Genomic DNA, 23,416 nt, shown 5'->3' with positions numbered 1-23,416 from the left:
GGGCAATATCCAGTTTGATATGCAGAAGGGAGGACTCCGTATTGTTTGATCAATCTTACGGATTGCGATTTGACATTTATGAACGGGTGCATCTGTCGGAAGATGTAGTAGGGATCGAGGAACTCGAAGAGATCGAACTTGTGCCCCACATTCAGGTGGTTCCGCTCGGAGAACAGGCGACATTGCGCGGTAATTTGCTGCTTGCGACCGTTTATAAAGGCAACGACGAGGAGAAGAGTACGCAGACGTTGGAACATTGGATTCCCGTGGAAATAACGCTGCCGATGAATCGTGTGCACCAATTGGAAGATATTTCGGTTGAAATCGAGAACTTCGATGTCGATTTGTTGTCTAACCGAACATTAAACATTACCGGCGTGCTTTCGCTCAAAGGAATCGAGATGATCCAGCACGAAACGCCCGCATGGGCCCCGGAAGAGTTTACCGTATACCATCAAACGGCCCAGACGGATCAGGCGGAACAGGCAGAAAAGGCAGAACAATCCGAACACGCGGAACAGCCCCATTCGCAACCTCCGATCGAGAGCTTTGCCGCGGAGACACGTCCCTCGTTCGAACCGCAATGGGAAACCGAAACTTTCTCCTATTCGGATCAAGCTTTCGTGCAAGAAGAGCCGTCTCAGGCGGAATTCCCGGACCCGTACGCAGCCGTTCAGCGGACCGAGGATCGTATGGAAGAGCAAATCAAGTTCGGATTCGAAGCGGAACCCGAACCCGAACCCGTTCTGCACACGCATTCCTTTCAACCGGACAAGGAATGGCCGAGGGACTTGATCGCGGAGGAGGCCGGCAGAAATGCCGAGGAGCCGGAGGAAGCCGCAGTGGCCGAGTTTGCTGCGATTCCGGAACCCGAGCCGGAACCTGTCGAGATCCGGGAACCGGAACAGGAAGATGCGAAGAGCGAAGCGATCGTGGAAGCCGCTGCGCCGCCGGAAGAAAAGAAAGAAATGAAAGTGGCGCTGAGCGCGAAAAAAGAGCCGCAAGGCGAATCGGAACAACAAATCGGACTGATGACATTGCTGCACTCCAGCAATGCGCAAAAACAGTTGGAAACCCGAAACGCCGTGGAAGAGTTGGAAGCTCAAGCGGAGCAGCTCAAATCCGCTTCTTCAGGGGACGATTTGGAATGGAAAAATTTATTTTTAAGCAAACAAGATGAGAAAAGCGCTTTCCGTAAAGTGAAAATGTGCATCGTCCAGCGGGAAGAAACGCTCGATATGATCGCGAGCCGATATCATCTGAACCCGCGCGAAATTATGCTGTACAATCGTTTAGACGAGCAAAACTTGTCGGAAGGACAAGTAATTTATATTCCGTAACGAAGCGAAAAACCTCCTGCCGCCTTGCGTACGTGAGCGTACCCGGGGCAGGAGGTTTTTTTTTGCCGATATTGCGGATCATTAGTACATGTCGAGGAGAAAGCCCAAATAGATCAGAAACAGAATGAATAAAATAAAAACATCCAGTCCGGTCGGCAGCAGCAGCGTTCTTACGAATTGTATGCATATTAACGGAAAAATAACGCCTTTCACCGAATAACGGATTTTCCACCACCAGCGTTCCATGTTCACCACCACCTTAAAGTGAAGGTTCAAAAAGCCGGCAAGCCGACTTTTTCAGCAACCTCTTATAAAAAGTTTATGAATGGGACAAGATGGGATATGACACTCCTTAAAGAGGTTGTTCAAAAAGTCCCCTTTTGATCACGAAGATAAGCTGGGAGCCGACTCGACATCGAATCTTGCGTTCACCCTCGAAGAGCGTATGCTTACGAAGGATGTTTCCTCCGGAAACATTGCAGGTGCTCATGTAGGTTTTGCCTACACTCCGCTCCTCCTGAAAGTTTTGCGCAGCAAAACTCGCTTCGGAAGCATGGGCCTCGGGTTCTCGCAACCTTCTCGGTGCTGAAAAGTTGACTTTTTGAACACGCATTTGTACAAACATTTGCCATAGATCATTCATATACTGCTCATACATTGTATTGACTCCTTGGATAAAGAAAGCTATGATATAAGATGATTTATTGCTAAAAACGTTGAAAGGGAATAGTAGGCAATCAACCCTTCAGAGAGCGGAACCGGTACGCTGTGAAGTTCCGCAGGATGTAGTTGCCGAAGTCGCCCCGGAGTTGTTTGCTCGATCCTTGTTCCACGGCAGCGCGCAAAAATCGAAGGCGTTGAAATAGCAAGGCGAAAGCGAACCGGCCGCAGCCGTTATCTGTAAGAGTGTCGCGTGCATCGGCGATTTGCGCCCCTTACTCGCATGCGAAACAAAGGTGGTACCACGGAAGATAGCCTTTCGTCCTTTGAGACGAGGGGCTTTTTGTATTTTTTGAAGCTTGCTCAATGATGAAAACGGAGGTAGTTATCATGTCAGAAGCGAATCAAACCCAATCGACAACCGCCATGCCGACGACGTACGATCCGAAAGCGGCGGAGCGCAAATGGTACGAGTATTGGCTGAAGGGACAATACTTCAACGCGGGCCGGCGCCCGGACGCCGAAACGTATACGATCGTCATTCCGCCGCCGAACGTAACGGGAATGCTGCATATCGGGCATGCGCTCGACTTTACATTACAGGATATTCTGATCCGCACGAAACGGATGCAGGGATATGACGCGTTATGGCTGCCCGGTTCCGATCACGCCGGCATCGCCACGCAAACAAAAGTGGAGCAGAAGCTGCGCGAGGAAGGAAAAAGCCGCTACGATCTCGGCCGCGAGAAATTTCTCGAGAACGTATGGCAATGGAAGGAGCTTTATGCGAACACGATTCGCGAGCAATGGGCCAAGATGGGCTTCTCGCTCGATTATTCGAGAGAGCGGTTTACGCTCGACGAAGGGCTGTCGCGCGCCGTGCGGGAAGTGTTCGTCAAGCTGTACGAAAAAGGATTGATCTACCGCGGCAAATATATTATTAACTGGGATCCCGCGGCACGCACCGCGTTGTCGGACATCGAAGTGGAATATAAGGAAGTTCAAGGCCATTTGTATCATTTGCAATATCCGCTGAAAGACGGAAGCGGTTCGATTACGGTAGCGACGACGCGTCCGGAGACGATGCTCGGCGATACGGCGGTTGCCGTTCATCCGGAGGACGAGCGCTACAAGCATATGATCGGCCGCATGCTCGTGTTGCCGATCGTCGGCAGAGAAATTCCGGTGATCGCGGATGAATATGTCGACAAGGAGTTCGGAAGCGGCGCTGTGAAAATCACTCCCGCCCACGATCCGAACGATTTCGAAGTCGGGCTGCGGCATGATCTTCCGCAAATTACCGTAATGGACGAGAGCGGAACGATGAACGAGCATGCCGGCAAATACAACGGCCTGGACCGTTCGGAATGCCGCAAGCAAATCGTCAAGGATTTGCAAGAGCAAGGCGTGTTGATCAAAATCGAAGACCATCTTCATCAAGTGGGGCATAGCGAACGAAGCGGGGCTGTCGTCGAGCCTTATTTGTCCACGCAATGGTTCGTCAAAATGAAGCCGCTCGCGCAAAAAGCGATCGAGGCGCAAAAATCCGGGCAAGGAGTCCGCTTCATACCGGACCGTTTTGAGAAAATTTATTTGCATTGGATCGAAAATGTGCGCGATTGGTGCATCTCCCGCCAATTGTGGTGGGGGCACCGAATACCGGCATGGTATTGCAACGATTGCGGAGAGATGCATGTGTCTATAGGCGATGCGGCCGTTTGCGCCAAATGCGGAGGCAGCAGCCTGAGGCAGGACGAGGACGTGCTCGATACGTGGTTCAGTTCGGCGCTATGGCCGTTTTCCACGCTTGGATGGCCGGACCGAACGGACGATTTCAAACGTTATTATCCGACGAACGTGCTCGTGACCGGATATGATATTATTTATTTCTGGGTTGCGCGTATGATCTTTACCGCATTGGAGTTCACGGAACAGATTCCGTTTAAGGACGTCATGATTCACGGACTCGTGCGCGACGCCGAAGGCCGCAAAATGTCGAAATCGCTCGGCAACGGCATAGATCCGCTTGAAGTGATCGACAAATACGGCGCCGACGCCATGCGTTATATGATTTCCACCAGCAGCACGCCTGGGCAAGATTTACGTTTCCGCCTTGAAAAGGTGGAACAGGCGCGCAATTTCGCCAACAAAATTTGGAATGCGTCGCGGTTCGCCTTAATGAATTTGGACGGATTCACTTACGGCCAAATCGACATCGGCGGCGAACTCGGTACGGCCGACCGCTGGATTTTGCATCGGTTGAACGAGACGGCGCGCGACATTACCCGGTTGATCGACAGCTATGAGTTCGGAGAAACCGGCCGGTTGTTGTATAATTTCATTTGGGACGATCTATGCGACTGGTATATCGAATTCGCCAAGCTTCGCCTTTACGGCGAAGACGCCGATGCGAAGAAGAAAACGCAATCCGTACTCGCCTACGTGCTCGACCGTACGCTGCGTATGATCCATCCTTTCATGCCGTTTATTTCGGAAGAAATTTGGCAGCATTTGCCGCATGAGGGCGAAACGATTACGCTCGCTCCATGGCCGGTATACGATGCGGCGCTGGAGGCTCCTTCCGCGGTGCGCGAGATGAATCTGCTCATGGATATCATTCGCGCGGTACGCAATATTCGGGCCGAGGTTAACGTTCCGATGAGCAAGAAAATCGAATTGATCGTCAAACCTTCGGACGAGGAAACGAACCGCATTATTTCTCGCAACGCGGAATATGTTCGCCGTTTCTGCAACACGTCCAAATTCGAGGTCGATCCGGGCGTTGCCGCGCCGGATAAAGCGATGACCGCGGTCGTCACTGGGTTGGAACTGTATTTGCCGCTGTCCGGATTAATCGATATCGAGCAAGAGATCGCCCGTCTGGAGAAAGAATTGGCCCATTTGAACAGCGAAGTCGAACGGGTCGACAAAAAATTGGCGAACGCCGGATTTGTCGCGAAGGCGCCGGCGAAAGTGATCGAGGAAGAAAGGGCGAAGCAAAAAGATTATTCGGATAAACGCGATAAGGTGTTGGCGCGTATCGCAGAATTGCGCGGGTAATGCCGCAAGACGAAAAGGATGGGGTAACAATGGCTGACATCAACGGGGCTGTCGCGGCAGCCCCTTTTCAAACCTATGAAGAAGCGGTACGTTGGATCAACGGATTAATACCGTTCGGCATTCGCCCAGGCTTGGCGCGAATAGAAATGTTGATGGATTTAATGGGAAACCCGCATCGCAGATTGAAGTTTATTCATGTTGCCGGGACGAACGGCAAAGGATCGACATGCGCTTTTTTGACGCGAATTTTATGCCAGAGCGGCTACGATGTAGGGACGTTCACCTCGCCTTACATCGAGAAATTTACGAACCGGTTTCAATATAACGGCCAGGATATCCCTGAGGAAACGCTCCTGCGCCTAACGAACGAATTGAAGCCGTATGTGGACGAAGTGGCCGCTACCGAATTGGGATCGCCCACGATGTTTGAAGTGTCGACGGCTCTTGCCGTATTATATTTCGCCAAGGCAACTTTTCCCGATTATGTAGTTTGGGAGACGGGTCTTGGTGGAAGACTGGATGTAACGAACATCGTCGTTCCCGTGATTTCCGTCATTACGAATATCGGTCACGATCATATGGATGTGCTGGGCGATACGATCGAAGAAATCGCGGCCGAGAAAGCGGGAATCATTAAAGCCGGCGTGCCGGTCGTCAGCAGCGCGGAACAGCCGGAAGCGATCCGCGTGCTGCGCGAAACGGCGCAAAGCCGCAAATCTACGCTTTACTTGGCGGAAGAACAATATCGTTTCGAAACGATCCGTTCGCAAGAGAACGAGCAAGTTTTCACTTTTGTCGGTCCGTTCCGCAAACTGGATCATGTCGTCATCCGCATGAACGGGGAACATCAGATCAAAAACGCCGCCGCAGCGTTAATGGCGATTGAAGTGCTGCGGCAATATTACGCGCTTATCGTGGAAGACGACGATTTGTACAAAGCGCTTGCGGAGACGGCCTGGGCGGGACGCTTGGAAATGCTCGGGACGCGGCCGCGTCTGCTTGTGGACGGCGCGCATAATCCCGAGGGCGCGGAAACGCTGGCCAAGGCGCTCCAAAGCACGTACCGTTATAACAAATTGCATCTGATGCTAGGGATGTTGTCGACGAAGAATCATATTGATGTTTTACGGCATATACTACCTATAGTGGATACGCTTATCATAACCGAGCCCGATTTCCGCAAAAAGATGAAGGCCGAAGATTTGCTGGCGATCGTCCGGAACGTAGCGGACGAGATTTCGCGCCCGGATCTGAACGTGACAGTTGAACCGGACTGGAAAGAAGCGTTGCGAAAGTTGACGGAAATAACGTCCGACGAAGATTTGGCGGTCGTAACCGGAACGCTATACTTAATCGCCGATGTTCGTTCGCATATCTTGTATCAGACCGATTCTGAAAAAGGTTGGTGAGTCTTTGTTGAATACAGTAGAACATGTTCATTTTATCGGCATCGGGGGCTACGGGATGAGCGCCATTGCTCGGGTTATGCTGGAAATGGGATATACGGTTACGGGTTCCGACGTAGCCGCGCAAGATTTAACGGAGAAATTGGCGGCCAAAGGGGCGAAAATTTATATAGGACATACGGCGGGCAACGTGCAAGGCGCCGATCTGGTCGTTTATTCGACCGCGCTCGCAGGAGACAATGTGGAAAGAGTGGAGGCCGAGAAACAGGGCATCCCGATATTGCATCGTTCGCAAATGCTGGCCCGTTTGCTGAATTCGCGCAATGGGGTCGCTGTGGCGGGCGCCCACGGCAAGACGACGACTTCGTCGATGATCGCCCTTGTGATGGAGGAATGCAATTACGATCCGACCTATATTATCGGGGGAGAAATTATGAACGTCGGCACAAACGCGAAAGCGGGGAAAGGCGATTATGTCGTGGCTGAAGCGGACGAGAGCGACGGATCCTTTCTGCAATATCATCCGACGCTGGCTATCGTAACCAACATCGAAGCCGATCATCTGGAAAACTACGGCGGAGATTTCGCGAAGTTGAAGCAGGCCTATGTCCGGTTTCTGAATCAAGTGAAAGAAGGCGGCAAAGCGATCGTATGCGCGGACGACGAGACGCTGCAGGAAATGCTTCCTACGGTCAAAGGCGAATATATAACGTACGGAATCGACCGGCAAGCGGATTACACGGCAACAGACGTCGTTCTGGGCGATAGAAAGGTTAATTTCACGTTCTGCTACCAGGGCGTTCCGCTCGGTCCGATCGAATTGTCCGTGCCGGGCCGCCATAACGTGTATAACGCCATGGCTACGGTCATTACTTGCATGCAGGCGGGCATTCCGTTTTATGCGATTCAAGGCGCGATCAAGCTGTTTCGCGGCGCAAAGCGCAGATTTCAAGTGCTGGGCGAAGTGAACGATATATTGGTCATCGACGACTACGCCCATCATCCGACGGAAATTCAAGCGACCATCCAAGCGGCGAAGGCGACGGGCAAACGGATTGTCGCCGTATTTCAGCCGCAGCGCTATTCCCGCACCTTCTTTTTGCTGGATCAATTCAGCCGCGCCTTTGCGGACGCGGATGAAGTCATCATAACGGACATCTACTCCCCCGCGGGAGAAAAGCAGATCGAAGGCGTCCATAGCGCCAAATTGGTCGAATTGATCGTGCAGAACAGCAATCGAAATACGAAATATATTCCGACCAAAGAAGAGGTGCTGAGCTATTTGAGCGACAGCGTGCGTCCCGGCGACCTGGTGATTACCATGGGAGCGGGCGATATTTGGAAAGCCGCGGACGGGCTCGCCAAAACGCTGAGAGCGCAAATGGACGGCAAGCAGCTTCAGTAATTCAAATGGACGGTCCCCATCGTTGAACGAAAGGGGGCGGTCCTTTTTTTGTTGGTTTTCACGCCGCTGTTCAACCGAAGCGCCGATGTCCGGCAGGCGGTCCCGAATGCAGCGTATTGCGGTTCAAACAGCATAGTCCGGTTACGATTCCGCCGACGAATATCGTAACGACGGACAGCAGAAACGTTTCCGCGGAGAAAAGCATGCCGCCCAAAGTGACGATCATCCCGTCGATAATAAAAATCGTAAAGCCGACATTGACCAAATAATAGTCGGCAATAAATTTGGCGACCAAGTCCGTCCCCCCGGTACTGGTTTCGTAACGAAGCATCACGCCGAGGCCGCCCCCCATGAAGATGCCGCCGATCGCGGCGCTCATCAACGGACTTAGTTTCACATAGTACGTAAAGTAATAAAGCGACGGATAGAGCGCATCCGTAAACAGCGAGGAGATGAGCATGCCCGGGAAGCTTAAATAAAAATAAGGACGGTACCGGAACCATGCCAGCATAAAAATCGGAATGCTGCATACGATCATCGTCAGTCCGACTTTGGCGCCCCATAAATATTTGGCAATTAAGGCGATTCCGATAATTCCTCCGTCCAAAATGCTGAAAGGAATCAGAAAATAATTAATTCCGATCGCGATCATTAAGCTCCCCGCAATGATCGCCAACCACCTTTTGAGCGATCGCAACAAACATCAGCCCCCGTCCCGAAAATGCAGGATGAATTCCCTATTGCATACTTGTCTATTTATATGCAGTCAAGCGTCCGCATATTCGATGGACACCGCATGTGCGATGCAAGGAATGGTTTCCCCTTGCTGGTATGACAGGGGAGACAGCAGCGCCCCGGTTGCCACGACGAGAATTCGCTTCAATTCGCCGGCGAGCAGCCGGCGAATCAGATGGCCGTAAGTGACGACGGCCGAACAAGCGCATCCGCTCGCCCCCGCCTGCACCATTTGCTTCTCGTAGTCGTAGATCATCATGCCGCAATCCTGATACGTCGTTTGGTTCATCGGAACGTTATGTTTTTTCAACAAATCGCAGGCGATCGCATAGCCCACTTTCGATAGATCTCCGGTAACGATCAAGTCGTAATGCCCCGGTTGGATTTGCAAATCCCTGAAATGCGCTTGTATCGTGTCGACCGCCGCAGGAGCCATCGCCGCGCCCATATTGAACGGATCGCTAATTCCCATATCGACGACCCGGCCGATCGTAGCCGATGTTACGGCCGGTCCCTCTCCTTTGAGCGATACGACGGCCGCCCCTGCCCCCGTTACAGTGAATTGAGCGGTCGGAGGCTTCTGCGAGCCGTATTCCGTCGGATAGCGGAATTGTTTTTCGATGCCTGCGTTATGGCTGCAAGTGCCGGCAAGCGCGTATTTCGCCGAACCTGTGTTGACCATAAGCGAAGCGAGGGCCAAGCTTTCCATCGAGGTCGAACAAGCGCCGAAGACGCCGAGATAAGGAATGCCGAGCGTTCTGGCGCTAAAGCTGCTGCTGATGATTTGATTGTTCAAGTCGCCGCCGACATAAAATTGGACTTGCTCTTTCGTTAACCCGGCATTCTCGATCGCCAACGTCGCCGCTTCTTCCATCAATTTCTTCTCCGCTTTTTCCCAACTTTTTTGCCCCATCATCAACTCGCCGTGGATGATGTCGAAATCGTCGGCAAGCGGGCCTTGACCTTCGAAGGGGCCGACAACCGTAGCCGTTCCGACAATTCTCGGTTTATTCTCGAAACGCCAGCTTTGATGCCCTTTTAACGTCATTTGGTTATCCCCCCATATTCGGATTGAAAATCCAGTGGAGAATGCCGACGATAAATGCGGCTACGGTGCCGAAGACGATAACGGGTCCGGCGATTTTGAACATTTTGCCGCCCACGCCGAGCACAACCCCTTCGCTGCGATGCTCGATCGCCGCGGAAGCCATCGAATTGGCGAAGCCCGTAACCGGAACGGCTGTGCCGGCGCCCGCCCACTGCGCAATTTTATCGTACACCCCTAGGCTGGTAAGGATGACGGAGATAATGACGAGCACGGCAACGGTCGGATTGCCCGCTTCCTTCTCGCTAAACCCGCCCCATTTGATGAACATCTGCTGTATCGCTTGCCCGATCAGGCAGATCGTTCCGCCCGACAGAAACGCCAGCAAACAATTTTTGAGCACCGGACGCGGAGGTTCGTTGCGCTTGGCCAGTTCTTTATATTCTTGCTGCACGGGCGTTAAATCTTTATTTTTGCTTGACATTGGATTTCCTCCTTAAGTATTCGCGATGCCGCTTACCGTGTAAGCAACGGTTTCATATCTTCAATGACGCCTTGCATTTGCTCCGAACATTGCCGGTATAGCTCTTTCACGCTCGCTTCGTCCGTCGACAATCCGTACAGTTCGAGATCCGCTTCGCATTTTTTCAGCGTCGCGTAGAGCGAAGCTTTTTGCATCGGCTCCGGAACCTTAATTTGGTCGTCGTACAAATCGGCATAGAATTGGCCGTAACTGTCGACTTGGCCGACAAAAACGTTATCGAGCGATACCCCCAGCTTTTTTAATTCGGTATGAAGCCATCTTCGGTTCAATCCCAACGTTGCGAGCGGTTCGTCCAATATTTTGCCGTCCATAATAACGGCTTGCGGCTCTTGTTCCGGCCCGACTTTAATTCCGAGATGTTTCGGCGTTAGAGGCTGATTCTCTTTCTTCAGCATTACGTTGAGTTCTCCGCTTGGCTCCATGACCGCAAATTCGACATCCGCCGCTTTAAATGCATTTTTTTTACGCAACAGTTCGAGCAGTTCGTCGCTGGTAATCCTCTCTTTTTTCATATTGTCGTCCATGATTTTGCCGTCTTTGATGAGAACGGTACCTTTGCCGTCAACAAAATCGCGTATTTTTTTGCTTTTTAATTGAACAAATTCGATCGCTAAAGAGACTCCTACCCATACGACCAACGATACGATGCCGAGTACCCAATGCTTTTCCAGGTCCATTGATACATAAGCTGTCAAGCTCCCGATCGTAATGCCGGTAATGTATTCGAACAGGGAGAGCTGCGAAACTTGTCTTTTTCCCAATAACTTCGTCAAGGTAAATAGCACCGCAACGGACAATAAGGTGCGCAGAGCCGTCGCTAACCATTCGGGCATGCTGATCACTCGCCTTTCGTACATGAATGTCGATGAATTCCGCTACCAGCAGTCAATAGAAAAGGTACCCTCTTTCGCCAAAGATTATTCTTGCGGCGGTGCATCGAAGTGAAATCCGCATCGCGTAAGGTTTGTCCGAACCCATCGTATGAATTGCCGCCATTACGGTTACATTATGTTTCGTTACGTGAAGAGAGGAGGTGTGAATCAATGACCGTTGGATCCCAAGTCAAAACGACGCTGGCCTCGCTGAAAGGCGCACAGGCAGACCTTGAAACGTTTGCGCTGAGCACGCAAAATCAAGAAGCGAAAACGCTGTTCGAGAATGCGGCGAAAACGACGCAGCAAATCGTTCAACAAGTGGAAAGCCGCGTTCAACAGTTGGAAAACGAGGAGCCGCAATACAAAGGGTTTTAATGCGCCGACGAATCCCGACGTCATGGATTGCAAAGATGTCGGGATTTTTGCGTTCCCAAATCTATCATAATTTCTTCGACTCTATCATAGAGTGAAAATAGAAGAATGGACATGGAAGAGAGGGATTTGCATGAATAAAGCAAAGATGACGTTCCGCTTTGACGAGCCGAACCGCAAGCCTGCGAATAACGCGGCGATGCAGGAACAATCCGAGACGAAAGTCGTTTCCTTGAACGAATATAAGAGCGATTACGGTGTATGGAGCTCTCCGCAAGACGAGCTCGATGCGATCGAGCGGGAAATCCGCGAGTCCGATCGGATGCCGCAAATTCCTGCCGGGAAAGAGCGGCCGGAACAAGACGGGAAAGAAGAGGCGGACACGATTGTTTGGGATGGCGAGACGGGCTATGTCGAGGTGGACGAAACGTGGAAGGGGGGCAGCTACCGGACGCCGGGAAGCCCTTCATGGTTCAAAATATTCATATCGGTAACCGGCGCAATCGCGACAGGCGCCATATTCGGATTCGTCGTATTATCGCTGTTTAACGGGGACGTGCAAATTCCGGGGTTGGACAAGCTCGTCGCCGACGATGTGAAAACCGGCGCAGCAATTGCGCCAAGCGGCCGGACGGATGTGAAACAGGCCGATCCCGAGGCGAAGGAAGCCGCAACCGTACAGACGCAGCCGCTAAGCGTCGCCGTCGACATTCCGGCCCAAAACTATTATATGCTCCAATACGGCGTCTTCAGCGGCTTAGAGGGCGTCAATCAGGCGAAGCAAGAGCTGCAGCAGAAGGGACTTGCGGCATACGCCGATACGGGAGACAAAAACAGGGTATACGCCGGCGTCGCCGTGGCGCGGGAAGACGCGATGCTGCTTACCCAGCAATTTAAAGCGCAAGGAATCGAATTTTACGTACGGACGGTCGAACTGCCGGCCATAAGCCAAATGACTTATGCGGGAGACGCAAAGCAAGTGTCCCAATATTTCGAGCAGTCCGCGGGCATGGTTCGATTGTTGAACGATGTGGCGATCGCGCGGCTCATGGAGAAGGAACCGAAGGCGTTAAGCGAATCCCAACTGCAAGCGATCCGTAACGAGCATCAGCGCTGGACCGAGCTCGAGAGCAAGGCGCAGAGCGGATTGCCGGCCGAAGCGAAGGAACTATGGTCGCAAATGACGAAAGCGATGAACAGCGCCGTCGTTGCGATGAACGAATATAACAAAAAAACGTCGGAAACCCATTTATGGGAAGTTCAATCCGCGATGATGGATTATATTATGCTGGAAAAATCTTTCCTGGAGACGATCGGGACGTAAACATGCCTGTCATCCTCCGCAAAATGCCGGGGAATGCGGAAAATCCGGCAGTGTACCGCTTAATGTACGCTGTCGGATTTTCGTTTGTGTTGTCGCAAAATACAAAGTATAATAGACAAAGGTGTAAAAAATTGGCGAAGGAGTTATCCGTTTGAACCATTGGAACAGTCATCTGCTAATATTAGCTTCTTCTTCTCCACGAAGGCAAGAGCTCATTCGTTCATTGGGATTGCCATTTGAAATTGTGGCAAGCGATGTCGACGAATCGACGCCTCCCGACTGGACGCCCGCGCATACGGTGGAGCAATTGGCATTGCGCAAAGCGCAAGCCGTCAGCGAACGGCTTGCGCCGCCGAACGAATCGATCGTCATCGGCGCCGATACGGTTGTCGTACTGGACGACGAAGTGCTCGGCAAGCCGAAGGACCGCGAGGATGCGGCGTCGATGCTGCGCCGGTTGCAAGGAAGATCCCATCAAGTATTTACCGGGGTCGTCTGCATCGATATGCGAACAGGACGCACCGAAGCGTCCCACCGTATGACGCATGTACGGATGAAGCCGCTCACTGAACGGCAAATCGCAGCCTACGCCGCAAGCGGAGAGCCTGACGACAAAGCGGGGGCTTACGCGATTCAAGGCTTGGGAGCGACGATCGTGGAATCGATCGAAGGATGTTATTTCAACGTCGTCGGTTTGCCGTTGTCGCTGCTCAGCGACATGCTTGCTTCATTCGGCATCGAAGTCTTATAAACGCACTATTTTGAGAAAAGAGGGTTTTGGATGGAAGCGCATAGTTATACTTTGCGCGATCTCCCCCGCGAAGAACGTCCGAGAGAGCGCTTGATGCAGTACGGGGCGAGTTCGCTCAGCCACGCGGAATTGCTTGCAATATTGCTGCGAACCGGAACGAGGCGGGAATCCGCCGTACATATGGCACAACGCATGCTGCGCCAAATCGGAGGACTACGCAATTTAGTCGATATAAGCATCGAAGAAATGACGGAAATGAAAGGAATGGGACTTGCTAAGGCGATTCAATTGAAAGCCGGAATCGAGCTTGGCCGAAGGCTTGCGCAATCGCGTCTCAACGAGACGATAACGATACGCAAGCCGCAAGACGCGGCCGATCTGCTCTCGGAACAAATGCGTTATTTGCAGAAGGAGCATTTCGTATGCCTCTTTCTAAATACGAAAAACCATCTTATTGCACAAGAGACGCTGTCTATGGGCAGCTTGAACGCCTCCATCGTGCATCCGCGCGAAATTTTTCGCGCGGCGATCAAATGCAGCAGCGCTTCGGTGATATGCGCGCATAACCATCCGAGCGGCGATCCGACGCCAAGCGCGGAAGACATCGGGTTAACCCGGCGGTTGGTTGAAGCGGGCGAGATTATCGGAATCGACGTGCTCGATCACCTGATTATCGGAGATGGCAGTTTTATCAGTTTGAAGGAACAAGGGCTTATGTAATATAATTGAAAAGATATGAGGAACATTGATAGAGGAAAAGGAGATAAACAGCATGTTTGGTAGCTTCACGAAAGATTTGGGCATCGATTTGGGTACAGCGAATACGCTTGTTTATGTAAGAGGAAAAGGAGTTGTCGTAAGAGAGCCTTCCGTGGTCGCTCTGCGTACAGATACAAAAACGATCGAAGCGGTCGGAGAATCCGCGAAGAAAATGATCGGCAGAACGCCGGGGAATATTCGAGCCATTCGCCCGATGAAGGACGGGGTTATCGCCGATTTCGACACAACGGCGACGATGATCAAATATTTTATTCGTCAGGCGCAGAATAACCGGTCTATTTTTCCCCGGCATCCGAATGTGATGGTTTGCGTGCCTTCGGGGATTACGGCGGTAGAACAACGCGCGGTTGAAGACGCGACGAAGCAGGCGGGAGCGCGTGAAGCTTATACGATCGAAGAGCCGTTCGCTGCGGCGATCGGCGCGGATTTGCCCGTATGGGAGCCAACCGGGAGCATGGTCGTCGACATCGGCGGCGGTACGACGGAAGTGGCGGTCATCTCGCTCGGCGGCATCGTAACCAGCAGGTCGGTGCGTGTGGCCGGAGATGAGATGGACGATTCGATCATTCAATACATTAAACGGTCGTATAATTTAATGATCGGCGAAAGAACGTCGGAACAATTAAAGATGGATATCGGATCGGCGCTGCCGCTCGACCAAGTGGAGTCTGTCGAAATTCGCGGACGGGACCTCGTTACCGGCTTGCCGAAAACGCTTAGCATCACATCCGATGAAATTACGGACGCTTTAACCGATACGGTGACGGCGATCGTCGAGGCGGTGAAAGTGACGTTGGAGAAATGTCCTCCGGAGCTTGCCGCAGATATTATGGACCGCGGCATTGTGCTGACAGGCGGAGGCGCGCTGCTGCGCAATTTGGACAAATTGCTCGCGCGGGAAACCGGAATGCCGGTGCTCGTGGCGGACGATCCGCTCGATTGCGTGGCAAAAGGCACGGGGCGCGCGCTTGAGAACATTCATTTGTTTAAATCGAAGAGCAGTTCGGCCGTTCGTTCCAAACGATAAGAGGTGTTTAAACTGTTCAAGCTACTGGGGAATAAACGTTTATTCATTTTGTTGTTGGGGCTAATCTTATTTATCGCTCTTATGGGTTTTACGCTTGGCAAGAGAAGCCAATTGTCATGGCCCGAGAAGTTTATTAACGATACGGTAGCGTTCGCGCAGAACATTTTTTACAAGCCCGCTGGCTTTATAGCGGGCTTGTTTGAAGATATCGCCAATATGCGTAAGGTATACGAGGAGAATGAGCAGCTGAAAATCGCGGTCTCACATTATATCCGCGATAAAGCGAAATACAATTTTATCGAAGCGGACAACGAACGGCTGCAAAACGAGCTCCATTTTACCGAAAACCAGAAGAAAATGTACAAATACGAATATAAAATCGCCCAGGTCGTCAGCGCGAGTCCGGATCCGCTGAATCGGACGATTACGATTAATATCGGGGAGAAGAACGGAGTGAAGAACAATATGGCGGTCATTTCCGTCGAGGGACTCGTCGGAACGGTCAGCCAGGTGAGCCCGTTCTCGTCGACCGTCAAGCTGCTTACCGATTTGGACGAACGCAACCCGAATTCGAATGCGATCGCCGCCACGGTCCTCGGCAAAGAGAACGAGTCGTTCGGAATGGTGGAAAGCTACGATGAAGAAACCGGCACCTTTCTAATGACCAAAATCGCGGAGAAGGATAAGCTGGACAAAGGCGATATCGTCGTTTCTTCCGGACTGGGAGAAGCTTTCCCGCGCGGGATGATTATCGGTAAGGTCATTTCGCGCCAGGTCGGTGATTTCGGCTTGACGCATACGGCAACGATCGAACCCGCGGCCACGTTCGGCAATTGGAAGGAATTATTCGTCGTTGTGCCGGAAATAGAGGAGTAATGGCGATGCAGCGTAGATGGTTGATCCTCCTGTTAATCGTACTCTTTTTGATCGAAGGAACGGTCATGCCGTGGATCATCCCCGACGCATGGCAGACGAGAATCGTTCCTCATTTCGTTTTCGTGGTTATATTGTTTTATGCCGTATACAGGCATCGGTATGTCGGACTCGGTTTGGGACTTATTTTCGGTATATTGCATGATATCGTTTATTACGGACATATGATTGGAGTTTATTCTTTCAGCATGGGAATTTCGGCTTATTTGATCGGGCGGCTGACAGGCGGCAAACGGATCATGCTCGGCTGGATGATGTTTATCGTCTTGCTTGGCAATTGGCTGTTCGATACGGTCGTATTCGCCGTCTATACGCTATTTCGCGTTACACACCAGCCGTATGATTGGGCGCTGCTCCATCATATTATACCAAGTCTGTTCCTTCAGCTTTTATTTGCACTCATCGTATACGTTCCTGTGCGCCGCGCTTTGGACGGGGATCGCAAAAAGCCGGAAGAAGAACAATAGGAAAGATTCCCGCGCTGCTTCAAACGCGCTCCTACATACGGATTTTCTCGGCATGCAGGAACTTTGCGGTGTCAGCACGAATTGAATAGATAGGAGGGACAGCCGTTTATGAGGACAAAGCATCGCGTCACGATTAAAGGAATCAAAGACGGCCTGGTGTTCCTGTTGGACGATCAATGCGAGTTTTCCGAACTGTTGGAAGAACTGAAATATAAACTGGAACATTCGCATCAAAATATATTAACCGGGCCGATTATGCATGTCGATGTGAAATGCGGTTCGCGTGAAATGTCCGAGAACCAGCGTGAAGAGATCATAAATATTTTGAAGCAAAAAGGGAATTTGTTGATCCGTTCGGTCGAGTCGGACGCGGCCGCGCCCGCGGAGGATTCCGGGGACCGTATTACAATTATGACGGGAATGGTCCGATCCGGACAAGTTATGCATCATGACGGCCATTTGCTGTTTCTCGGCGATGTCAATCCGGGGGGAACCGTTACATGTACGGGCGACATTTATATTATGGGAAAGCTCCGGGGAATGGCGCATGCCGGGTATAACGGCAACGAAGACGCGATTATCGCCGCTTCCCAATTAACGCCGACACAGCTTCGAATTGCCGACGTGATCAGCCGCCCGCCGGACGAGTGGGGCGACGCCGACTCGAATATGGAGTTCGCTTATTTGAAAGACGGGGCTATGGAAATCGACAAACTTACGAATATCACTCGCTTGCGTCGCAATAGCCAACTTTTTAAAGGGGTGTAGAACGAATGGGAGAGGCAATAGTCATCACTTCAGGCAAAGGCGGAGTGGGAAAAACGACGACATCCGCGAATTTGGGCACCGCTCTGGCGTTGCTTGAAAAGAAAGTATGCATGGTCGATACCGATATCGGACTGCGAAACTTGGATGTCGTGATGGGATTGGAAAATCGAATTATTTACGATCTGTGCGACGTGGCGGACGGCCGCTGCCGTCTGCAGCAGGCGCTCGTAAAAGATAAGCGTTTCGAGGAGCTTTATATGCTGCCCGCCGCGCAAACGAAAGATAAGAACGCCATTTCCCCGGAACAGGTGAAAGATATCGTACTGGAATTGAAGAAAGAATTCGAATACGTTATTATCGATTGCCCGGCAGGCATTGAGCAAGGGTTCAAAAATGCGATCGCCGGAGCCGATCGCGCTATCGTCGTCACGACGCCGGAGAATGCCGCCGTGCGCGACGCCGACCGGATCATCGGCTTGTTGGAAAACTCCCATATCGGAGCGCCGAAACTCGTCGTCAACCGGATTCGCTCCAATATGGTCAAATCGGGCGATATGCTTGACATCGACGAGATATTGCAAGTGCTGGCCATCGACTTGATCGGCATTGTGCCGGACGACGAGATGGTGATCAAAGCCGCGAATTCCGGCGAGCCAACCGTAATGAATCCGGATTCCCGCGCGGCGATCGCCTACCGGAATATCGCCCGCCGCATTTTGGGCGATACGGTTCCGCTTATGCAGCTTGATCAGAAATCGGGGATGCTCCACCGGATGAAGAAGTTTTTTGGAATGGGTTGATGCAAGTGCTGAACAAGCTGAAAAAAATAGATTGGAGCATTATATTATTACTGATCGTATTTATGTTTATCAGTTTCGTCGTCGTTCGCAGCGCGACGTTTGACGATCCGAAATTTCCGAATTACGACATCAAGACGCTTTTGTTTTACGGCGTCGGGTTTGTCATCATTTTTGCCTTAACGATGTTCGATTACCGGATTTTTCTGAAAGGATGGCTTTTCTTATTCGGGTTCGGGATCGCGCTCCTCGTACTGGTCTTTTTTTTCGGCTCGAAGGTGAACGGAGCGATCGGCTGGTTCGTACTGCCTGGCGGATTGCTCCAATTCCAGCCTGCGGAAATGATGAAGATTGCGATTATAATCGCTGTCGCTTATTTGATGGGCAGGCGCGACGGGGACCCGCTTCGCTTCCGCCGGGACGTCATTCCGATCGGGGTGCTCGTTTTCGTCCCGTTTGTGCTCGTGCTCGTGCAGCCGGATCTCGGAAACGCCATTATTTATGTTTTCATCTTGCTCGGCATGTTCTGGATCGGCAACGTGAAATATACCCATGTGCTCATCGGTCTTGCGGTCATTATCGCCGGCATGGTGCTGTTTATCTTTCTGTTTAATACCTTTAATTCGGAAATTAAAGATTATTTGGACAGCAAAAATAAAGTGCATTGGTATCAACGGATTAATACGTTCATTAATCCGGAGAGCGCGACCGTCGACGAGAAGCATCAATCCGAAAATGCGATGATCGCGATCGGTTCGGGCGGCTTGTCCGGGGACGGATATATGAAAGGCCAAATGAAAAGCAAAAAATTTATCCCGTACCCGTATTCGGACTCCATCTTCGTCGTCATCGGCGAAGAGTTCGGATTCCAAGGCGCTTCCATTTTGCTGCTGCTTTATTTTTTGCTTATATACAGGATGATTTTGATCGCCTTTCAGTGCAACGACAGGCGAGGCTCGTATATTATTATCGGTATCGTCTCGATGTTCGTGTTCCAAATCTTCGAAAATATCGGGATGATGATCGGGTTAATGCCGATTACGGGCATTACGCTGCCTTTCGTCAGTTACGGCGGAACTTCGTTAATGCTCAATATGATCTGTATCGGAATCGTACTCAGCATTAAAATTCATCAAGTCAAATACGAACTAAACGATTAAGCCGGCGCGCATTCGCGCCGGCTTTTTGCTTGCGCTTCGCGTTCATAAACAGGCCGGGCTTGTCATAATTATGTACAAACAGGAAAAAGAGTAGAAGGGGAACGTCCTTATGCACATTAAAGACAATGTCCGGGAACGCCGTCAGCGCAAAATTCGAAGTTTATTGGAATCGCAGCCGGAAAGGCAGGAAGAGAAAACTTTCCCGCCGCGTTCGAATTCGGCGCATCGGCCGATATCCGAATTGCCGCTTTCGAATGCGCCCGAACCGGATCCGGAACAAGTGTGGAAGCAGCAGCGCAACCAGCTATGGAACAGCCCGCCGGCGGCGGGAGGCGGCGAGGACCCGGAAACGCCCGAAAGGAACGGTTCTTCGGCCATCCGCTCGTTTGGCGTCAAATTGGCCGTTTGCGCGTTGCTCTTTGCCGCGGTGTGGGGCTTGTTTCAAGTGCAGAAGCCTTGGGCCGGGCCCGCCAAGTCGTTTATCGCCCAAGCTCTGACCGAAGAGATGAATTTCCAGGCGATTGCCGCATGGTATGAGCAAACGTTCGGCGGAGCGCCTTCGTTTATTCCGATATTTCAAACGACGGACAATCGGGCGGAGAAAGCGAATTCGACGGTAGCGTTTGTCGTCCCGCTCGACGGATCTGTCGTTCAATCGTTTGCGATGACGTTGAAAGGAATCGAAATCGCCTCATCCTCTTCCAACCATGATTATTCCGTGAAAGCCGTCGATACCGGCCGCGTCGTTCAAGTTTCCCGCGATCCGGAGCTTGGATTGACGGTTGCGATTCAGCATGCGGGTCAATATTTGTCGGTGTACGGAAGGCTGGGCGAGGCCGAAGTCAAGGTAAACGACTGGGTGCAGGCCGGCCATGAAATCGGGACGCTGTCCGAATCGAGGGAGGCGAGCGGCGCCGCGCCCATGTTGTATTTTGCCCTGAAAAAGGACGGGCGTTACGTGGACCCTGCGGATGTGATCGCATTTGATTAAATGGGGCGGTATCGAGTTTTCGCTGCATCCTCTGTTTATCATGGTCATGCTGGCTTCCATTTTCACCGGTCATTTCATTGAAATGATTACATTATTCGCGATCGTGCTCGTTCATGAATTAGGACATGCGGCGGCGGCCAGAAGCTTCGGATGGGAAGTGAAAGAAATCAAGCTGCTGCCTTTCGGCGGCGTGGCGGTGATGGACGAATCGGGACGAGGCTCGGCTTGGGAGGAAATTGCAATCGCCATCGCCGGCCCTTTGCAGAACGCCCTTATGATCATCGTCGGCTGGGCCGCATTCCGCCTTGGTTGGTGGGATGCCGAGTGGACGAGCTATTTCATCAAGGCGAACGCGGTCATCGCGCTATTCAATTTGTTGCCCGTATTGCCGCTCGACGGAGGGCGAATCGTTCATTCGCTGTTCAGCTTATGGTTTCCGTATCATCGGACGATGATATGGAGTTTTCGGTTGAGCGTGGCGTTTAGCGGGCTGATTGTGGGATATGCGGTTTTGCCTTTATTTCGCCACGGAGAGATCGAGTTGAATTTGTTGGTGATCGGCTTATTTTTGCTGTATTCGAACTGGTATGACTACCGCAACATCCCTTACCGGTTCGTCCGTTTTATGGTGGGCCGCGAGCGTCTCGCTTCGGCCCAAATTAGGCGCGGCGTGGCCGCGGTGCCGATTGTTGTCCATGCAGCGCAACCTTTGCAGGATGTATTGCGTCTATTTATGAGGGGGAAGTATCATGTCGTGTACGTGATGAACGGTCATGGGAAAATCGTTGCGGTCTTGCCGGAACAGCGCTTGATCGACTCCTATTTTGCAAAGGAAATCTAATCTGTTATGAATTTACGCTTGGGACTGGGGTGAGACCGTGCAGCAAATGGTTGTTCACTGCGAACGGGATAAGACGCAAATGGCGTTGTTGGAAGACGGGCGATTGGTCGAATTCGCGGTGGAACGCGTTCAAGGAAAGCAATTGGTCGGCGGTTTTTATAAAGGCCGTGTCGTCAATGTGCTGCCTGGTATGCAAGCGGCATTTGTAGATATCGGCTTGAAGAAAAACGCCTTTTTATATGTTGATGATGTATTGCATCCGCATTTGGAAAAGCAGCCGAAGGAGAAACCTTCGATCGACAGCTTGCTTGACGTTGGCCAAGAATTGGTCGTGCAAGTGATGAAGGAGCCGTTTGGCGGCAAAGGAGCGCGCGTGACGACGCATTATTCGTTGCCCGGCCGCACGATCGTGTATATGCCGCATGCGGATTATGTCGGTGTCTCCAAAAAAATCGAGAATGAAACGGAGCGCGGCAGGTTAAAGGTAATAGGAGACCATCTGCGGCAGCCGGGCGAAGGACTGATCATGCGCACCGTAGCGGAAGGAGCGAGCCGGGATGCGGTCGCGGACGATCTCGCGCATTTGCGCGAGCAATGGCGGCGGATCGAGCAGCGCGCGGAGACAAGCCCCGCTCCGCTGGAGATTCATCATGACCTAAGCATGGTGGAGCGGCTAGTGCGCGATATTTTTACGCCTCAAACGGAAGAGTTGTTCGTCGACGATAAGGAAATATACGGGCAAATCGTTTCGCTGCTGCGGAATATGGAGCCGCTGCTCGTTCCGCGAATTCGTTACTACAAGGAGGCGGAGCCGATATTTCAACATTTCCGGATACAGGAACAGCTCGACCGGGCGTTCCAGCGCAAAATTTGGCTCGATAACGGCGCGTATCTCGTTCTGGACCATACGGAAGCGCTCACGGTGATCGATGTCAATACCGGCAAATATATCGGCAATCACGACCTTGAAGATACCGTGTTTGCGGCGAATGTGGAGGCGGCGGAGGAAATCGCGAGACTGGTGCGGCTGCGGGATATCGGCGGCATCATCATCGTCGATTTCATCGATATGGAACAAGAAGAGCACAGGCAGTACATTATCGACAGACTGGAGCAATTGTTGAAGAAGGACCGCACCAAATGCTTGGTCGTCGGTTGGACAAGACTCGGCTTGCTCGAAATGACCCGCAAAAAAGTGCGCGATCATGTTCTGTACGAGCCGTGTGCGGCTTGCCGGGGGACGGGCAGAATAAATGCGTAGTATGATAAAGTTAAAAACTTATGATTCACAATTCTAAAGTAAATGAAAAATTGATATACTATTCTTATAATTGGAACTTTTTTATATCATAAAAGAAAAAGATTGACTAAGCTATCATTGTTTTAGGAGGTGTGAGTATGAAATATGAAGTAAGTTCATATTTATTGCTCAATGGTTTTTTAATAGTAATATTTCTTATTTTACTTTTTATCCTAATTAGGAAAATAGTTAGATTTTTCGTTGGGATAAATAAATCTTTACAGCGAATTGAAAGGCAATTACTTGAAATAAAAGAGAATAATAATACTTAAGTTGGTTTCGATTTATTTCATAATCCAAGACATATCAAGTTAATTATAAAATTTTATCAAAAGTAACAGAAATATAGGACAATAATATGAATTGAGAATTGATAACTTTAGTAATTTGGGGTTCTATCATTTGGAGACTTATCTAAATGGGGGAGCCCCCTTTTTATAAACGGGACCTCATTTTTAATTGATTTGGAAGGTAGCTTTGTTCAAAGAGTAAACTCTAGTTAAATTTACCTAATATTAGTTGAAATAATAGGTATTATATGGTAGAATGTAAATCAAATGGAGGATGACGAATAAAAAGGAGATGATATTTATGAAGAAGAGATTCCCTTTATTTATTATTACTTTACTTTTATTGTTAACTCCTAATGCTGTTTTTGCAAATTATTCTGAAACGAATCTTAGTAAAGAAGAGATGCAACGACAATATGAAATAATCCTAAATTTCGAAAGTACCGTTCATTGAAAACATAAAAAAGTGCCCAAATCTTTGGTAGAATGGTGTTTGTCGAGAACACTACACCCAAAGAGAGGAGCACCTTTTAGGTGAAGTCTAC

The 23,416-nt window shown here is 50.9% G+C and carries 24 protein-coding genes and 1 other annotated feature; of the genes, 18 read left to right on the top strand and 6 right to left on the bottom strand.

What is annotated here, in order from left to right; genetic code table 11:
• The first annotated feature begins 41 nt into the window (after positions 1–41).
• On the top strand, positions 42–1,340 hold the full coding sequence (locus KQI79_RS21910; protein WP_216540441.1) for a LysM peptidoglycan-binding domain-containing protein: 1,299 nt from the start codon (positions 42–44) through the stop codon (positions 1,338–1,340).
• Between the two features lie 81 nt (positions 1,341–1,421).
• On the opposite strand, the gene KQI79_RS21905 is transcribed toward KQI79_RS21910, so the two are convergent.
• Both KQI79_RS21905 and KQI79_RS21900 read right to left on the bottom strand, forming a co-directional pair.
• On the bottom strand, positions 1,422–1,586 hold the full coding sequence (locus KQI79_RS21905) for a hypothetical protein (protein WP_216540440.1): 165 nt from the start codon (positions 1,584–1,586) through the stop codon (positions 1,422–1,424).
• Between the two features lie 106 nt (positions 1,587–1,692).
• Entirely contained in the window at positions 1,693–1,998 is a 306-nt protein-coding gene (locus tag KQI79_RS21900; protein ID WP_216540439.1) for a hypothetical protein, read from the bottom strand.
• Between the two features lie 49 nt (positions 1,999–2,047).
• Positions 2,048–2,330: a binding site (T-box leader), on the top strand.
• Positions 2,331–2,390: 60 nt separating this feature from the next.
• Here KQI79_RS21900 and KQI79_RS21895 point away from each other — a divergent pair.
• The 3 genes from KQI79_RS21895 to murC are packed head-to-tail and all read left to right on the top strand — an operon-like array spanning position 2,391 to position 7,871.
• A complete protein-coding gene (locus KQI79_RS21895) occupies positions 2,391–5,060 on the top strand; it encodes a valine--tRNA ligase (RefSeq protein WP_216540438.1) in 2,670 nt (889 codons plus the stop codon).
• 29 nt (positions 5,061–5,089) lie between these two features.
• Entirely contained in the window at positions 5,090–6,469 is a 1,380-nt protein-coding gene (locus KQI79_RS21890; RefSeq protein ID WP_230191385.1) for a bifunctional folylpolyglutamate synthase/dihydrofolate synthase, read from the top strand.
• Positions 6,470–6,473: 4 nt separating this feature from the next.
• Positions 6,474–7,871: a UDP-N-acetylmuramate--L-alanine ligase gene (gene murC / locus KQI79_RS21885; RefSeq protein ID WP_483311406.1), complete on the top strand. Its 1,398-nt coding sequence runs from the start codon at positions 6,474–6,476 to the stop codon at positions 7,869–7,871.
• A gap of 70 nt (positions 7,872–7,941) precedes the next feature.
• Here murC and KQI79_RS21880 read toward each other — a convergent pair whose 3' ends face one another.
• The 4 genes from KQI79_RS21880 to KQI79_RS21865 all read right to left on the bottom strand — a co-directional run bounded on the left by KQI79_RS21880 (position 7,942) and on the right by KQI79_RS21865 (position 11,028).
• Positions 7,942–8,571, bottom strand: coding sequence for a YitT family protein (locus tag KQI79_RS21880; RefSeq protein WP_356710033.1), 630 nt, complete (start codon positions 8,569–8,571; stop codon positions 7,942–7,944).
• Positions 8,572–8,637: 66 nt separating this feature from the next.
• Complete coding sequence (gene spoVAD / locus KQI79_RS21875; RefSeq protein ID WP_216540435.1) at positions 8,638–9,654, bottom strand: stage V sporulation protein AD; 1,017 nt, start codon at positions 9,652–9,654, stop codon at positions 8,638–8,640.
• Between the two features lie 4 nt (positions 9,655–9,658).
• Positions 9,659–10,135: a stage V sporulation protein AC gene (gene spoVAC, locus KQI79_RS21870; protein ID WP_216540434.1), complete on the bottom strand. Its 477-nt coding sequence runs from the start codon at positions 10,133–10,135 to the stop codon at positions 9,659–9,661.
• A 32-nt stretch (positions 10,136–10,167) separates the two neighbouring features.
• A complete protein-coding gene (locus tag KQI79_RS21865; RefSeq protein WP_216540433.1) occupies positions 10,168–11,028 on the bottom strand; it encodes a DUF421 domain-containing protein in 861 nt (286 codons plus the stop codon).
• 210 nt (positions 11,029–11,238) lie between these two features.
• Between KQI79_RS21865 and KQI79_RS21860 the strand changes: the two genes are divergently transcribed.
• The 14 genes from KQI79_RS21860 to KQI79_RS21795 all read left to right on the top strand — a co-directional run bounded on the left by KQI79_RS21860 (position 11,239) and on the right by KQI79_RS21795 (position 22,853).
• A complete protein-coding gene (locus tag KQI79_RS21860) occupies positions 11,239–11,445 on the top strand; it encodes a DUF1657 domain-containing protein (RefSeq protein WP_216540432.1) in 207 nt (68 codons plus the stop codon).
• Between the two features lie 130 nt (positions 11,446–11,575).
• A complete protein-coding gene (locus KQI79_RS21855) occupies positions 11,576–12,766 on the top strand; it encodes an SPOR domain-containing protein (protein WP_216540431.1) in 1,191 nt (396 codons plus the stop codon).
• Between the two features lie 151 nt (positions 12,767–12,917).
• Positions 12,918–13,517, top strand: coding sequence for a Maf family protein (locus KQI79_RS21850; protein WP_216540430.1), 600 nt, complete (start codon positions 12,918–12,920; stop codon positions 13,515–13,517).
• 30 nt (positions 13,518–13,547) lie between these two features.
• The gene (gene radC / locus KQI79_RS21845) at positions 13,548–14,237 is read left to right on the top strand and encodes a RadC family protein (protein WP_216540429.1); all 690 of its coding nucleotides are present in this window, start codon (positions 13,548–13,550) and stop codon (positions 14,235–14,237) included.
• A gap of 52 nt (positions 14,238–14,289) precedes the next feature.
• Entirely contained in the window at positions 14,290–15,324 is a 1,035-nt protein-coding gene (locus tag KQI79_RS21840) for a rod shape-determining protein (protein WP_216540428.1), read from the top strand.
• Between the two features lie 3 nt (positions 15,325–15,327).
• Complete coding sequence (gene mreC, locus KQI79_RS21835) at positions 15,328–16,200, top strand: rod shape-determining protein MreC (RefSeq protein WP_216540427.1); 873 nt, start codon at positions 15,328–15,330, stop codon at positions 16,198–16,200.
• Positions 16,201–16,205: 5 nt separating this feature from the next.
• Positions 16,206–16,724 (top strand): rod shape-determining protein MreD, encoded by a 519-nt coding sequence (mreD, locus tag KQI79_RS21830; protein ID WP_367398227.1) that lies wholly within the window; start codon positions 16,206–16,208, stop codon positions 16,722–16,724.
• Between the two features lie 108 nt (positions 16,725–16,832).
• Entirely contained in the window at positions 16,833–17,492 is a 660-nt protein-coding gene (gene minC, locus KQI79_RS21825; protein WP_216540425.1) for a septum site-determining protein MinC, read from the top strand.
• A gap of 5 nt (positions 17,493–17,497) precedes the next feature.
• On the top strand, positions 17,498–18,292 hold the full coding sequence (gene minD, locus KQI79_RS21820; RefSeq protein WP_216540424.1) for a septum site-determining protein MinD: 795 nt from the start codon (positions 17,498–17,500) through the stop codon (positions 18,290–18,292).
• Positions 18,293–18,297: 5 nt separating this feature from the next.
• Positions 18,298–19,449 (top strand): FtsW/RodA/SpoVE family cell cycle protein, encoded by a 1,152-nt coding sequence (locus KQI79_RS21815; protein ID WP_216540465.1) that lies wholly within the window; start codon positions 18,298–18,300, stop codon positions 19,447–19,449.
• 109 nt (positions 19,450–19,558) lie between these two features.
• Positions 19,559–20,440 (top strand): M23 family metallopeptidase, encoded by an 882-nt coding sequence (locus tag KQI79_RS21810; RefSeq protein ID WP_216540423.1) that lies wholly within the window; start codon positions 19,559–19,561, stop codon positions 20,438–20,440.
• The gene (locus KQI79_RS21805; RefSeq protein ID WP_216540422.1) at positions 20,433–21,281 is read left to right on the top strand and encodes a M50 family metallopeptidase; all 849 of its coding nucleotides are present in this window, start codon (positions 20,433–20,435) and stop codon (positions 21,279–21,281) included. The genes KQI79_RS21810 and KQI79_RS21805 overlap by 8 nt, the downstream gene beginning before the upstream one ends.
• Before the next feature lie 37 nt (positions 21,282–21,318).
• On the top strand, positions 21,319–22,542 hold the full coding sequence (locus KQI79_RS21800; protein ID WP_216540421.1) for an Rne/Rng family ribonuclease: 1,224 nt from the start codon (positions 21,319–21,321) through the stop codon (positions 22,540–22,542).
• Positions 22,543–22,679: 137 nt separating this feature from the next.
• A complete protein-coding gene (locus KQI79_RS21795) occupies positions 22,680–22,853 on the top strand; it encodes a hypothetical protein (RefSeq protein WP_216540420.1) in 174 nt (57 codons plus the stop codon).
• Positions 22,854–23,416: the final 563 nt, after the last annotated feature.

The sequence above is a fragment of the Paenibacillus sp. MSJ-34 genome, from assembly GCF_018918005.1.
Classification (GTDB): domain Bacteria; phylum Bacillota; class Bacilli; order Paenibacillales; family Paenibacillaceae; genus MSJ-34.
Note: the sequence above shows the minus strand (reverse complement) of the source record. Positions and strands in the feature narration are given on the sequence as shown.